Annotated in this window: 8 protein-coding genes; 6 read left to right on the top strand and 2 right to left on the bottom strand. The window is 45.6% G+C overall.

Annotated elements, in window-relative coordinates; translation table 11 throughout:
* Positions 1–470 precede the first annotated feature (470 nt).
* Entirely contained in the window at positions 471–1,265 is a 795-nt protein-coding gene (locus tag QF041_RS04190) for a helix-turn-helix transcriptional regulator (RefSeq protein WP_307412286.1), read from the bottom strand.
* A 217-nt stretch (positions 1,266–1,482) separates the two neighbouring features.
* On the opposite strand from QF041_RS04190, the gene QF041_RS04185 reads away from it, so the two are divergent.
* A complete protein-coding gene (locus QF041_RS04185; RefSeq protein ID WP_307412283.1) occupies positions 1,483–3,720 on the top strand; it encodes a helix-turn-helix domain-containing protein in 2,238 nt (745 codons plus the stop codon).
* A 136-nt stretch (positions 3,721–3,856) separates the two neighbouring features.
* Here QF041_RS04185 and QF041_RS04180 read toward each other — a convergent pair whose 3' ends face one another.
* Positions 3,857–4,741, bottom strand: a complete 885-nt coding sequence (locus QF041_RS04180) for a carbohydrate ABC transporter permease (protein ID WP_145325324.1) — start codon at positions 4,739–4,741, stop codon at positions 3,857–3,859.
* A gap of 418 nt (positions 4,742–5,159) precedes the next feature.
* Between QF041_RS04180 and QF041_RS04175 the strand changes: the two genes are divergently transcribed.
* The 5 genes from QF041_RS04175 (at position 5,160) to QF041_RS04155 (ending at position 15,742) form a co-directional block, all read left to right on the top strand.
* Complete coding sequence (locus tag QF041_RS04175; RefSeq protein ID WP_145325524.1) at positions 5,160–6,017, top strand: ABC transporter permease; 858 nt, start codon at positions 5,160–5,162, stop codon at positions 6,015–6,017.
* An 80-nt stretch (positions 6,018–6,097) separates the two neighbouring features.
* Complete coding sequence (locus QF041_RS04170) at positions 6,098–7,603, top strand: extracellular solute-binding protein (RefSeq protein WP_307412278.1); 1,506 nt, start codon at positions 6,098–6,100, stop codon at positions 7,601–7,603.
* 33 nt (positions 7,604–7,636) lie between these two features.
* The gene (locus QF041_RS04165; RefSeq protein WP_307412274.1) at positions 7,637–8,779 is read left to right on the top strand and encodes a glycoside hydrolase family 88/105 protein; all 1,143 of its coding nucleotides are present in this window, start codon (positions 7,637–7,639) and stop codon (positions 8,777–8,779) included.
* A 222-nt stretch (positions 8,780–9,001) separates the two neighbouring features.
* Positions 9,002–14,107, top strand: coding sequence for a pectinesterase family protein (locus QF041_RS04160; protein ID WP_307412271.1), 5,106 nt, complete (start codon positions 9,002–9,004; stop codon positions 14,105–14,107).
* A gap of 24 nt (positions 14,108–14,131) precedes the next feature.
* Positions 14,132–15,742, top strand: coding sequence for a glycoside hydrolase family 43 protein (locus QF041_RS04155; RefSeq protein WP_307412269.1), 1,611 nt, complete (start codon positions 14,132–14,134; stop codon positions 15,740–15,742).
* Positions 15,743–15,795: the final 53 nt, after the last annotated feature.

Raw genomic sequence — 15,795 nt, 5'->3', positions numbered from 1 at the left:
GGGCTTGGTTGCTATGGGCAAGACGATTAACGGAACTCTTGAAGGAAATGATTATCAAGATATTTTTGCAATAAATGTAAATATACCAATGTGAGACGATAGCTCACAAACAAGGAGGCAGCCGATCAACGTGATCGGCTGTTTTTTGTTTAACTAACTTGAATGAAAACTGTGTTACAGGTGGGAGTTCAAATGATGGAGAAGTGTCGCGGGCACTTAGGCAAAGCAATGGAGAGAAGGGTGAATGTGCATTTTTGCTAAGAGTAAAACATCGTTTAGATCGTATTTTGTGCTGGACCTGCCATTTGTTGAGAGACAAGAATATAGTCCGATTACCGCGAATTTCAGAAGTGATTCATAAGTTTAGAACAAGAACATGATCTAATAGAGATCTATCCGTGCAAGCATGCAACTGGAATATCAAATTCTCAACTCAATGAAACACAAACATATATCCAAAAGTGGGAACATTATTTTAGATAATTGTGGACATTGTTTTTAAAATCTCGCGGTGTCATTCCATAAATGGCTCGAAATACACGATTAAATGTACGTTGGCTATCAAAACCTGCGTTCACACATATCGTCGTTAAAGATGCATCCGTTGTACGAATCAGCATGGAAGCATACTCTACCCGAAGCATGGAGAGATAGTTTCGAAGATTTATTTTGATCTTATTGGAGAAGATCCGAGAAATATAATATTTACTTACATTAAATTCGGCAGCGAGTGAATCCAACGTAATCGGTTCCGTAAAATGATTAGACAAATACTCCATTAATTTTTTGGACAAGTCTTGTATAGGAGAGCGCTGTATTTGTTTGAATTCAATCTCTCGTAATAAATGGGACATGATGATGTGGGTCCAGCCTAGTTTGATCGCATAATCATCTTCCCGCTTTATTCTTTCAAAAGCGCTAGCGACGTCTTCATGGACAAAGGGTTGGGTAACGATTGGGTTCTCCGGGTGAAAGCGGGTGAGATCAGGAAACAGGCCACCAAAAATTTTGGGGTGAATAATCAATAATACTTCGTTGGTGGTAGGATACCCGCTTGTTTCATAACGATGAATTATATCTGGAAAGATCAGTGCCACATCACCCTTATGTAACTCGTACATTTTTTCGTTAATCTCAACCCGTTGAGACCCTGAGAGCACGTATAGAATTTCTATGTAACCGTGCATATGTGCGGGGAAAGATATCTGCTTGGCATTTCGAATTACAGATAAATCATCCTTGCGAATCTCGTAAAATGGTAGCACCTTTCATGTCCTCCTTGTGCAATTTTTGGCTAGTTTCTAATGCTTTATGTCCACACTCTTGTCGATTGCCATGTTAAAATTCAAGAGTGTGGTGTTTATAAAATCCATTAGAAATCTTTTCGTGCTGTTATGTGCAAGCGATTACAAAATAATGAATACGTCTCGTGACGACTGAATACAGCTTGTTGACGAATTTCATAATGGAGGGGGCCATTTTGTGCGTAAGAGCAAAACCTTTACCAACATCTTTGTTCCTGTTCTCCTCTTAAGTATCGGAATTGTTGTTGCTTTTGGAAGCTATATCTATGTCTCCACTACGAAATCCGTCATTGAACGGGTAGGGGAAGGCCGGCAAAGTCTGATCATGCAAGTGCGCAACACGTTGGAGCAGAAAATTCAAACGATTGAATATGCTTTTGCCACGTACAGCACAACGCCATCATTTCGTACAGTCATTAATAGTCCACTTACCGGTCAGGATTATGAGGCTTATCGGGAACTGAATTCACAGCTCGGTTATATCTCGACGATGGGCCTTGATGGCGTGCAGTACACGCTCGTAAGCCTGAGGCAAAATTGGAGTCTGTCCAACGGGTCGTTAACCCGAATTACGGATGATGAGAAACAGGAGATGCAGGATTTGTTTGCTGATCCGGACGGCAATGGATTGTACTGGAGCAAAACCCAGGATGGCCTCCGGTTATTACATACCTTACCTGTCTACTCCAAGGAAAAACAAGCGATCGCCATGTCGGATATTTCTTTGCGTACACTAAATCAATCGTTGCAGACCCCATCGGAAGCCGCCATCTACATTCTAAATAAAAAGGGCGAATTATTGTATGCAACGCCAACAGACCAAAAAACCATGTCGAGCGAGCAAATGAGCTGGCTCAGTAAGCAGATAGTCAGCGAACCGCTGACTGGAAAGATGGAGATTCCTGATGAATCCGGGGATACTCGTATTGGACTCTATGCCCGTTCCACCTACAATGGCTGGACTTACGTCACATTGCTCGATCAGAAGGAAATCAGCCAGGCCTTATCAACGACCCGCATTGGCTTAATCGTGATGGCTGTAGTGATTATGGGACTGATGGTTGTTCTTGCGTACATTATCTCCTTGCATCTTGCCAAGCCATTCCGCAAAATTCAGCACAGTCTTGGGGGACACACCGAGAGAACGGTCAAAGATGAAGTCGATTGGATTATTCAGTCCATCCACTCCATTGTATCCGAGAAAGAACATTTGGAGCAGCTTATTCATCTGGAAAAACCGAAGCTCGAAACCCAATTCGTTCTTAATGTACTACAGAATCGTTTAACCCAGGAAGAAATTATAAACAACCTTGAACGGTTCGCATACCTCAATACGTCCGATGGTGTGTTCGCTACCATGCTGATTCAGATTGATCGGTGCGGAGAAGGTCCCTTGTCGGACAGAGATACGTTGCTGCTTACAGTGAATCAGTTGGTGCAGGAGATCATTCCCCCATCACAGCGCTTGCTGCCTGTCGTACTGAATGATCGGACGCAGGCAACCGTATTGTTCTTTGAATCGGAATCTCCCCAGATTCGAGAGGTTATTATGCGCTATGCCAAAAAGATCATTATGTTGTCCCGTGAATATTGGTCTGCTTCAGTCAGCGTGGGCATTAGTGCCCCGTACGAAGATTTGATGAATACTCGGGAAGCTTGTGATATGAGCCTTGAAGCATTATATCAACGTCTCAAGCTTGGCAAAGAGTCTGTTGTGTTCTACGAGGATATCTCACGCGGCAGCAGCGGGCCTACGTTCTTGCATTATCCAACAGAGCTTGAAACCCGACTATTCGATGCCATTCGCCTTGGGGACAGAGAAGAAGTGTCGCGCACGTTATATCCACTTCTGGCTGATATGATGAAGCACAGTCCTAATCCGATGAACCTGGAAATTACGCTGATTCGTTTTGTGAACAATCTGATACAATTGGAACAATTGATTGGTGCAGACGTACTGTTAACCCAGTATAACTCCACGTTGTACCACAGGCTGTTAAACACGCTTAACCCGGAAGAGATTGAGCATATTCTTGTGCATGAGGTCATCTATCCGATGGTTGAGAGCATGCAGGAGAGGGCCAACCAGCAATTTCGCACCATTGCAGATCGGATGGCATCCATCGTTCGCACAGAATATGATCAGGACTTGTCGCTCGAATTGATCAGTGAACGTTTGCACTATACGCCTAACTATCTAAGCAGTATTTTTCGTAAGGAGTACAGTATGACCTTCAGTGAGTATCTGATGAATTTCAGACTGGACGTGGCAAGAAAGTGGCTGGTGGACACTAATATGCCGATTAAAGACATTGCCGAACGTCTGGGATATCAGAACTCTCAAAACTTTATTCGCTCCTTCCGTAAAAAAGAGAATCTCACCCCTGGTGCTTACCGCAGGATGAGAATGGATTAAAGAGTATTAAGCCGCATCTATCTTCACTGATTTATCACATACTGATGTGTGGGCTTCAATACCACATGGTATGAGTCCACGTTCAAATCCCCTCAGGTTAATAACCCGAGGGGATTGTTCGTTCTCAGTAGAGTGTTTACCCTTTCACCGATCCGAGAAGGGCTCCCTTGGTAAAGTGTTTCTGTACAAATGGGTACGCAATCAGCATCGGTACGGTAGCTACAACGATCACACTCATCTTGATTGTTTGCGATGGAGGTACGATATCAACAACGGAGCTATTGCCATCCATACCACTGGAGACAATAACAATCTGGCGGAGCAGTACCTGAAGAGGCCACATTCTGGACTCATTGAGATACAAAATAGCATTCATATAGGTATTCCAATAGGATACGCCATAAAACAGGGACAGTGTAGCTATCGATGGCAAGGCCAGTGGAATCATGATCTGCAGCAGAATACGAAAATCATTGGCTCCGTCGATCTTGGCTGATTCCTCGAGACTGTCGGGGAGCGCCTGAAAGAAATTGCGCATGATGATCAGATTAAAGGCGTTGATGGCTGTAGGAATGATCATGGACCAGTACGAGTCGATTAACCCAACAGCTTTGACGACCAAAAAGGTAGGAATCATGCCGCCACTGAACAACATGGAGAAAACGATGAGGAAATTGATAAAGTTTCTGCCCAGAAGATATCTCCGGGATAACCCGTAAGCCATGAGCGCTGTTAGTGTCATGCTCACAATGGTTCCTGCCAGCGTGATGAATATGGATACGCCCAGTCCTTTGAAGATGGTAGGTGTAGAAAAGATGTAACGGTAGGCATCCAGAGAGAAGGTCGTGGGGAACAAAATAAACTTCTTTTGCACAATCTCTTGTGTGGAGGCGAAGGAACTAGCAACGACATTTACGAAGGGCAACAGACAAGCCAGAGAGAAAAGAAGCAGCAGCGTATAATTCATTACGTTGAATATGACGCCTCCGAGGCGTTCCTTTCGAATAGCGATTTTGGACATATGGATTGTTCCTCCTTGATGGATAATGATCTGCCTTAACCATAACAAGCAAAGATTATTACGTATATAATCCTCACCTACTGAACTTGAAGAGGGGGAGAATCGTGGTTTTTGAGGATAGAGAACCCTGATAATCAGCAGGACGAATAATAATCCTGAACTACAATCAACCAATACAAAAATGGCCTAGAGCCCCGGTACACGCGAATTTGTTCAACCACAATAGCTAATGATTATGTACGTAATCGCTTACATGAAATATGCTTGGGAAGCAATCAACGCAAATACAGATCGAGGAGGTTAGCAAGCAGTGAGAGAATCAGAACCCTCAGTCGTTTCGTTGCAACGCAACGCATACGGAAAGACCGGACTAACTCATTATTTAAGAAGGGCTGCATCCAACAAACTTCTCTATTTAATGATTCTTCCCGGCTTCGTGTACTTTGTGATCTTCAAGTATTTTCCCATGGGCGGACTTATCATTTCATTTCAGGATTATCAACCGTTTCTCGGAATCAAGGACAGCCCATGGGTTGGTTTCAAGCATTTTATTCGTCTGTTTACGGAGCCGACCTTTGCCATGTTGCTTAGCAACACTTTGATTTTGTTTGCGCTGGAGTTGGTGATCTTCTTTCCGATTCCCATTATACTCGCCCTAATGATGAATGAAGTACGGCACAAGATGTTCAGAAATTCCATTCAGACCATCGTGTACATTCCACACTTCATGTCCTGGGTAATCATCGTATCCATCACATATGTATTCCTCAGCGTAGATGGGGGAGTCGTCAATGAAATTATTGCAGCCTTTGGAGGAAGCAAAATCAGCTTTTTGACATCACCGGAGTGGCTTCGTCCGATGTACATCTTACAGATTATATGGAAGGAAGCAGGCTGGTCTACGATCATCTACCTTGCAGCCATTACCGTGGTGGATACGCAACTCTATGAGGCCGCAGACATGGATGGTGCATCACGGTTGCGTAAAATGTGGCATGTGACCTTGCCAGCCATTCGTCCCGTCATTATTACATTGCTTATTCTTAAAATCGGCAACACGCTTGAACTCGGATTCGAGCATATGTATTTGCTTCTGAATTCGCTAAATCGCGAAGTGGGAGAGATTTTCGATACGTACATTTTCACCGCTGGCTTAAAGAACGGTCAATTAAGCTTCAGCACCACAGTAGGGTTGTTCAAGGGCTTGGTAGGACTGGTACTCGTTATGCTCGCTAACCGATTGGCGAAAAAGTTGGGTGAAGACGGGGTCTACTAGTGCACGAAGTGCGATGTCGAAATTTAATTGAATCGTGAGGATGTAGGCTCTACAAAAAAATATGAAAAGGGGAGTTAAACATGAGATTTAGATCCTTCAAATTGTTAGCGTTTACGTTATGTGGAACCTTACTTCTCTCCGCTTGTTCCGGGGGGAACAACGATACGGGCATCAATGCCGATGGAAAGACAACGATTAGTTGGTTGAACATCATGCATACTGCTTCGCCGCCGACCGATACGGTACTTAATAAGATTGAAGAGTTCACAGATGTAGATATCCAATTTTCATGGATACCCGATGCTTCCAAGGAAGAACGCCTAAATACCTCACTCGCTTCAGGTTCACTGGCTGATATCGTCTCCCTGACCATTCTGGAAAACTCTTCGGTCCGAAATGCGCTGAAAGCAGGCGTCTTCTGGGAAGTTGGACCTTATCTCGATGAATATCCAAATCTGAAAGGCATCTCTCAGGATATGCGTAATTCCGCATCCATTGAGGGGAAGTTGTACGGTATCCCCATGCAAAAACAGGTTGCACGTAACGGTGTCATTCTTCGTAAAGACTGGCTCAATCATGTTGGATTACCTGTACCCAAAACCACTGCCGAATTAATGGAAGTTGCCAAAGCCTTCACGGAGCAAGACCCTGATGGCAATGGAGCCAACGATACGACAGGATTCATTGATCGGAGCGACTTGGTATTCGGTGCATTCAAAACACTGAGCTCCTACTTTGGCACCCCAAGCGGCTGGGCCATTAGCGAGGATGGAAAAGTGACACCCGAGTTCGAAGCAGAGGGTTATATCCAGGCCATGGATTATATGAAAGAGCTGTACCAGAATGGATACATTAATCAGGATTTCGCGGTAACCGCCAAGAAGGATCAACAAGAGGGATTTGCTCAGGGCAAAGCCGGGATATATGTGGGTGCATTATTTGACAGCAAAGGCCTGTTTAATCTGGCCAAAGGCGTACAGGACGACATGGAACTCGTCATGGTGAATGATATTACATCAACGGGAGATGAAAGTGACCGGGCCATATGGTCCACTTCCAATGGTGTAGGAGGACTGCTTGCTTTCCCAAAATCGGAAGTTAAAGACGAAGCTGAATTGAAACGGGTTCTGAAGTTTATGGATGATCTGATGAGTGAAGAGGTGTTTACCTTAATGACCTACGGTATCAAAGATGTGCATTATAGCCTCGACGAGAACAATGGTGCCACAATTATTGATACCAAGCTATGGGAGCAAGAGGTACAGCCATTTTCTTCCTCGCGCCCCAACGAGAACGGGTATACCATTAAAGATGCTGACCCGCTCCGTATTGAATCCACACGGTTAATTGAGGAAAATACAACCTTTGCCGTGCTGAACCCGGTGTACTCGCTGGAATCACCAACGTTCTCAGAACAAGGCTCTGAATTGCAAAAGATCATCACGGATGCGACTTACAAGTATATCCTGGGCAAGCTGGATCGTGCTGGCTTCCAGAATGCAATTGATACCTGGAGAAAATCAGGTGGAGACAAAATCATTACCGAATATGAGGCAGCGCACCAAGCCGTATTGAACAATAAATAAACAGCAAATAAGTGCGGAGGAGGAACTCTACAGATGCTTGAAACGAAATCTGTTAAGGATTTATGGGCAGCCAAAACAGCCGCATCCATCATGGAGCGAACCCCTAAGCTGTATGAAGAAAACGGGCACCACGGCAAGTGGTCTTATGATTATGGAGTAGTGTTAAAAGGATTTGAACGGTTATGGCAAGCGACAGGTGATGAGCAATATGCGCAATACATCCAGTATAATATGGATTATTTTGTTCAAGATGATGGATCTGTTCGGGGATACCGGATGGAAGAACATAATATCGATCATTTGAATAATGGCAAGCTGATGTTCGGCCTTTATGACAGGACAGGGAAAATGAAATATAAGCTTGCAGCAGGTCTGTTACGTGAACAACTTGTGACTCACCCGCGCACGTCAGAGGGAGCTTTCTGGCACAAGCAAGTATATCCCTACCAGATCTGGTTGGACGGTCTCTATATGGGAGCGCCGTTCTATCTGGAGTATTTGATTCGTTGGGAACCCGAAGAGGAATTATTGAATGATGTAACCAAACAATTTATATTGTGTGCCAAACATACCCGAGACGATGCTACAGGACTGCTCTATCATGCTTGGGATGAAAAACGCGTTCAGCCTTGGAGCCATTCGGTAACAGGGCAATCGCCTAACTTTTGGGGCAGATCTATCGGCTGGTTTGTTATGGCTTTAGTGGATGTTCTGGAGTTATTACCGAACCATCATCCCGATTATCGCAAGTTGGTTGAGATTTTCACGGATACGATGGCCGCTCTGCGCACTTATCAGGATACAACTAGCGGGGTATGGTATCAGGTGGTGAATGAGGGGAATCGCAAAGGGAATTACCTGGAAGCGTCAGCATCCAGCATGATTGTATACGCCCTGGCCAAAGGTATTCGCCTAGGTTGGTTACCACGGGAATGGGAACCGGTATTGAATCATGCTTATGCAGGATTAATCTCTGAATTCGTAATGGAAACCAATCAGGGTTGGGTGAATCTCTACAAAAACTGCCAGGTGGCAGGGCTCGGTGGAGATACCCGACGTGACGGATGTTACGCTTATTATATAAGTGAGCCGATTATAACCAATGATCAAAAAGGATTGGGTGCCTTCTTGCTCGCATGTACCGAATACGAGTACCTGCTGCATGCCAAAGTTTAATTGCCTATGACGAGAACCGGTGTATCGGAAACCTAGAACGTGATCGCAGGAAGAATACGGATAGGTTTCGGATTACAACCGGTTTTCGCACTTTTTACTGATAACGCTTACATTATGTTGAGGAGGTGATGCCAGGTAACAGAAAGATTTACTGTATGAGCATCTGGTTCTCAGTGAGGTAACATCTGCACAAATACATGTAAACCGGAGGAGGAAGATTCGTTGAAAAGAATTGTATCATTCGTATTGGTCGTTGCAATGTTATTTAGTGTGCTACCAGGTATGGTTGCTGCAGAAGATGAAGCTACTCCATTATTACCCGCATTTCCCGGTGCTGAAGGTGGCGGTAAGTACGTAACAGGTGGTAGGGGAGGATCGGTATATGAAGTGACCACCCTCTCCGATTCCGGCCCTGGATCTCTTCGAGATGCCGTTAGTCACAGCGATACAACCGTTGTATTCAGAGTGGGAGGAACGATTCATCTGGAATCCCCTCTGGCGATTACCGGTTCTAATATCACGATTGCTGGACAGACAGCTCCAGGAGAAGGCATCACCGTATCGGATTATTGGACTACATTCCAAGCGGATAACATTATCGTCAGACATATGCGCTTTCGGCTCGGGGATAAGCACCCAAGTGAGGATGACGTATTTGGCGGGCGATACCACAAAAACATTATGATCGACCACTCATCGTTTACCTGGTCTGTCGATGAAGTGCTGAGTATGTACGCCAACGAGAATACAACTGTGCAATGGTCTGTCATTGCTGAGAGCATGCTGATGACCACGCATCAGAAGGGTCGACATGGATATGCAGGCATCTGGGGCGGGAACAACACATCTTACCATCACAATATCATTGCTCACAATGTGAGCCGTAACCCAAGATTTGCAGGAGCTCCTGGTTTTAATACCGAGTCCTACAACAATATTGTCTATAATTGGGGGTTCTTCTCTGCTTATGGCGGTGAGGAAGGCAATTATAACCTCATGAATAACTATTATAAATATGGTCCGAATACGTATCGCAACGCCCGGGATCAAATTTTCCTCGATGTTGGCCCTGATACACGTATACATGTGAGTGGCAATGTCGTGGACGGTTATCCCGATGTCACAGCGGACAACTGGTTAGGTGTGGGTGAACTTGCGAATCCAGATTCCAAACTACTCTCGCCAGTGCAGATGGCTAATCCCGCATCCATTGACGATGCAGAGATAGCCTATGAGCAAGTCCTTGCAAAGGCAGGTGCAAGTCTGCCAAGACGAGACGCCATCGATGCACGAATCGTAAACGATGTGAAAAATCGCACCGGACAACATATTAATTCGCAAAAGGAAATCGGGGGTTACCTTGAGTTCGAGGAGACGGCGTCAGCTCTGGTTGACTCTGATCATGACGGTATGCCTGATGAATGGGAGATCAGCATGGGTCTCGATCCTAATGATTCTGCTGACCGCAATGAGACACATGAATCAGGTTATACCTATCTGGAAGTTTATCTGAACAGCATTGCTGGCAATGGATCTATTAATCCTACGGTTGAAATTCAATCACCTGCTAACCATACCGTTCAGACTGAAGGTTCTTCCGTTGAGATCACTGCTTCTGCCTCTGATGTAGACGGTAGCATTGCCAAAGTGGAATTTTACCAAAACGATGTGAAACTGGGGGAAGATGATACAGCGCCTTACACGTTTACTTGGGAAAATGTGCAGGATGGCACACATTATCTCACTGCCCGAGCAATTGATGACTCAGGTACTTCAACGCAGTCCAACAATGTCACGGTACATGTTCACAAACAGAACAGTATTGCCCCTTGGTCATCCACCGATATTGGAGAACCGGGCATTACGGGTCATACCCAATTGGGAGCTAGCGATACTGACGTTACGGTAAAATCAGCTGGAGATATCAGTGGAGAGACGGATCATTTCCACTATGCTTACCAAGCCTTAGAAGGCAATGGTGAGATTGTAGCTAGAGTTGATCAGGTGACAGCTACCGACGATGGTGCGGAAGCAGGTGTCATGATTCGTAAAAGTCTGGATGCATCATCCCCGTTTATTGCCGCCATGGTCACTTATGTGAAGGGTGGACAACAAGCAGTTAGCCTCGTTCGTGATGGAGCAGGTAACGAAGTTGCACATCAGGAAAAAGGTGGTATGGTCACACTCCCGTATTGGGTAAAGCTTGTGCGACTTGGGGATCAAGTGAACTCACTTGTATCGAAGGATGGTAACGACTGGTTTGTTATCGATTCACAATCATTCCCAGCAGACGAAACGGTCTACATCGGATTGGCAGCCGATGCTTCCAAACCGGATGATGAAGTTGATAAGCTCAATACATCTGTTTTCTCCAATGCATCTGTTCAGGAGTTGCCTGCTGATTTCCCAATAGCACCCACTGAACTTGTAGCTGAGCCAGATCTCAAGTCCATTCACTTACATTGGGATGAAGTGCAACGTGCGGACTCTTATTTGATATATAGATCAGAGATTCCTGGTGGGCCATACACTTTGCAGCAAGAGGGTATCACGACCACCAGCTACACAGATCCCAATCTCACTGTAGGTAAATCCTATTATTACGCTGTAAAGGCTACGAATGATCATGGCACAAGCTTCTACTCAAATGAAGCTAGTGCATCAGCGGAAGGAGAGCCGGAGACAATTCATGATATAAATGATGATTTTGAGGATATCGAAACCAATACAATCCCAGCAAGTTACACTGTATTACCTGATCCACAGACAGCCGATCTCAAAGTCGTTGTGACGCCTGTTCCTACAGGAACAACGGGGAACTCATCTTCTAAAGCGCTCATGATGTATGACAATGGGGTTGGCATTTCTCAATTCGTGAGATCCTTTCCACCACAACGGGACAGCTTTGTGTTTGAAGCTGATATTATGTCTCAAGGCTGGCCTGGCACATCAACGGTTCTGCAATTGCAAAATGGAACGGGAAGTCGCACCGCACTCTCCATCGAGCTACGCAAACCTTCTGCTCCGGTAGCAGAGGATCAATATACGCTAATTTACAAAAAAGACGGCAAAGATTACAAATTAATGGATGCACCGGTCAATAACCGCTGGTACAGCTTTAAGATCGTTGGCAATGTAGCCTCGCAAAAAGCGGATATATACGTTGATGATGTGCGCGTCGCAGATGATGTGCCGTTCCAGGCCGATGTGGCTGCTGATGGTGTTGGACGAATGTTTGCCAGAACACCAGGCACGGGTAAAGGAACGTTGTTCTATGACAATGTAAAACTCTATGTTGAACCAGTTAGTTCTCCTAAAGGGCTACGCTCGGAGCCAGGCAATGGTATGGTGAGATTGCACTGGGAGGAAGCGGATGGAGCTTCTACTTACAATGTAAAGCGTAGTATCCAGTCCGAGAACGACTATGAATTGATTGCTTCTGAATTAACTGAGACAACCTACATCGACGAAGAGGTCACCAATGGAACGACCTACACATATGTCGTGACGGCCGTTGGTCCTTTGGGCGAGAGCGGCAACTCGAATACGTCTTCAGTGACACCCTCGGAGGATGCTGTGCGACCGGAAGTGCCTGAGAGTCTGATGGCTGTTGCTAGAAATGCACAAGCAGAATTAACGTGGGAAAAAGTCGAAGCAGCTAACTACTATACAGTAAAACGCAGTCTGCAGGCTGAAGGCCCGTATACAACTGTGGCGTCTCGTACGTCTGTTCCTACGTTTCGGGATGGGGGACTGGATAATGGAACGACCTACTATTACGTCGTATCTGCCACTGGGATTGGTGGAGAGGGAGGAGATTCTGCCTCTGTTGCTGTAACACCGACCATGGCTCTATCTACTCCCAAAGTTACAGTAGAGTCTCTTCCCGAATCCGTTTCCATCACGTGGGAAGCCATAGAAGGAGCTACGACTTACGTGATCAAGCGTGCAACGTCCGTGACTGGAACTTACGAAGTCATTGCTGATCAGGAATCTGGAACTTCCTATCTGGATACAGGACTCGTGAACGGTAAGCCCTATTATTACAGGGTGACTGCACTTGCTCAAGGTACACGAAGCCTTGACTCCGCAGCCGCTGGCACTCGACCAACATTGGATGATGGTAGACCTCAGCCTCCGTCGGAGATTCGTGCAGAGCCTGATGAAAGTACAATCTCTCTTGCTTGGCAAGAAGCCGAGGGAGCTGAGTACTATGCAGTGAAACGAAGTGAATCACCCGAAGGGCCGTTCGTTACTGTAGCTTCCAGTGTAGAGGATATTTCATTTTCTGATACACAGTTAATCAATGGCACTGCCTACTATTACGTCATTACTTCGTTTAATGAAGTTGGCGAGAGCATGTCGTCCGCTCCAATATCTGAAATTCCTGCACCCGTTCTAACAGTGTCATCTGATGGAAGTGCACAATATGAACAGGTTCAGGAAGCTATTCATGCGGTTCCTGACAATAGCACGCTTCCTACCATCATACGAATCAAGGACGGAGTCTACCGTGAGAAGCTGGATGTACCGTCCAGCAAAAAACATCTGCGAATCATTGGCGAGAGCCGGGAGGGTACTGTGCTGATCTATGGTGATTCTGCCAGCACATTGGATTCATCCGGCAATCCTCTCGGCACCTCAGGCAGCTATAGCTTTCGGGTGCAGACAAACGATTTTACGGCTGAGCATCTGACAATACAGAATGATGCTGGCGACAATGCAGGTCAAGCGGTTGCTCTGTTAGCTCGCGGTGATCGTCTAGTATTCCGGGACGTTAGCCTAAAGGGATGGCAGGACACACTCTATGTGAACGATGGAAGACAATATTATGTGGACAGTTATATTGAAGGTGATGTCGACTTTATCTTTGGCAATGCAACTGCATTGTTTGAGAACAGCGTCATTCACAGCTTAAGCAGTGGTTACGTTACAGCAGCATCCACTGCGGAAGAGAAGTCTGGTTATGTATTCCTGAATAGCCGCATTACTGGCGAAACAGGTCTTGCTGGTACGATACCTCTTGGCAGACCGTGGAGACCTTATGCCAATGTAGTCTATATCAACAGTTATATGGATAATCACATCAGTTCATCCGGATGGAATAACTGGAGTAACTCGGATAATGAACGTACGGCACGTTTTGCCGAATTTGCCAGTTATGGGCCTGGAGCGAATCCCAAAGCACGTTTTAACTGGACGACTCAGTTGACTGCAGAAGAAGCAGAGAAATATCTGCCTGCCCAGCTCTTTGCAGGAGCGGATGATTGGAATCCGGCTTTAGAACTTTCACTCGTGCAAGAGAACGCTGAGATCGATAATCCATAACATATTAATGAAGGAGAACTTCACGTGAAAACATTTCGCAACCCTGTGTTGCCGGGATTTCATCCAGACCCGTCGGCCATTCGTGTAGGAGAAGATTATTATCTCGTTACGTCCAGTTTTGAATATTTTCCGGGCGTACCATTATTCCATAGTAAAGATCTGGTTCATTGGCAGCAACTAGGCCATGTTCTTGATCGTGCTTCACAGCTTAATTTGGATGGGATTATGCCTTCTCGGGGCATATGGGCTCCAACGATTCGTTATTATAACGGCACATTCTATATGATTACTACATTTGTTGATAATGAAAAGAAAGAACATAACTTCTATGTAACCACTACCGATCCGTCAGGTGACTGGTCTGATCCGGTATGGCTGGATGATGCGCCAGGTATTGATCCGTCGCTTTTCTTTGACGAAGACGGGCGAACCTATTACACCGGGAATCGAATCCCACCAGCAGGACAGGACTATCCCAAACATATGGATATCTGGCTCCAGGAAATTGATTTGAAGCAGGGCAGGCTTGTTGGTGAAAAAATGAGCATATGGCAGGGGGCGCTCAAAGTTGCACATGCTCAGGAAGGACCTCATATCTATAGAAAAGATGACTGGTATTACCTGTTAATTGCAGAAGGAGGAACCGGCCATACACATGCGGTAACGATTGCACGAAGCCGCAACATCACAGGTCCCTTTGAAGGTCACCGAGCCAATCCAATTCTCACACATCGGCATCTCGGTAGAGATTATCCAATCGTGAATGTAGGCCATGCCGAACTAATTGAGACCCAGCAAGGCGACTGGTGGTTGTTTTGCCTTGCATCCAGAACGGCTGGAGGATATTACCGGAACCTGGGTCGGGAAACATTCCTGACTCCTGTTCGATGGGAAGAGGAGTGGCCGGTTGTCAGTCCGGGTGTTGGCAGACTGGAACTGGAAACAATATCGCCAGACTTGCCTGAAATGAAGTGGCCAAATACACCTGTTAGAGAGGATTTCGACAAGGACCGTCTGTCTCCAGAGTGGAATTTCCTGCGAACTCCGCGCGGCGAGTTCTGGAGCTTAACTCAGCGACCGGGACATTTGCGATTAAGATTGAAAAGCGACCAACTGACGGATTCAGGAAACCCGGCATTTGTGGGACGCCGTCAACAACATTTGTGCTTTTACGCAGCAACACAACTGGAATTCCAACCGCAACATGAAGGAGAAGCAGCCGGACTTACTCTTTTTCATAACGCGGATCACCATTTTCGATTTGAGTTAACACTAAAACAAGGAGAGCCTGTCATTCAACTTGTGAAGCGCGAAGATGGTGAGGAAAGACTGCTGGGTTCAATACCTTGGAACACCAGTATCATCCAGTTAAAAGTGGAGGCGCAACAACAGCAATACAGTTTTTATTATCGTTTAACTGATGTTGAGGAATGGGAAGTGTTAGTCGAAAATGCCGATGGTCGGTTGCTCAGTACGGATCGTGCTGAGGGATTTACGGGAACATACATCGGCATGTATGCAAGCACACAAGTCGATTTAAACTCAGTAGACAGTGTTGATCAATTACACTACGATATCAAAAATTCTCCTTTTGTTGATTTTGATTGGTTTGATTACAAAGGGGTTGGAAATTAACAGATCAAAAAGTAACGTAGACAAGTAGAAAGCAAGGAGTAACAATGAATATA

The sequence above is a fragment of the Paenibacillus sp. W2I17 genome (assembly GCF_030815985.1).
GTDB lineage: Bacteria > Bacillota > Bacilli > Paenibacillales > Paenibacillaceae > Paenibacillus.
This window is presented reverse-complemented; position numbering and strand designations above follow the sequence as displayed.

Coding starts and splice junctions, on each gene's coding strand:
- QF041_RS04180 (WP_145325324.1), bottom strand. CDS start 4,741: ATGTCCAAAATCGCTATTCGAAAGGAACGCCTCGGAGGCGTCATATTC.
- QF041_RS04175 (WP_145325524.1), top strand. CDS start 5,160: ATGATTCTTCCCGGCTTCGTGTACTTTGTGATCTTCAAGTATTTTCCC.
- QF041_RS04170 (WP_307412278.1), top strand. CDS start 6,098: ATGAGATTTAGATCCTTCAAATTGTTAGCGTTTACGTTATGTGGAACC.
- QF041_RS04165 (WP_307412274.1), top strand. CDS start 7,637: ATGCTTGAAACGAAATCTGTTAAGGATTTATGGGCAGCCAAAACAGCC.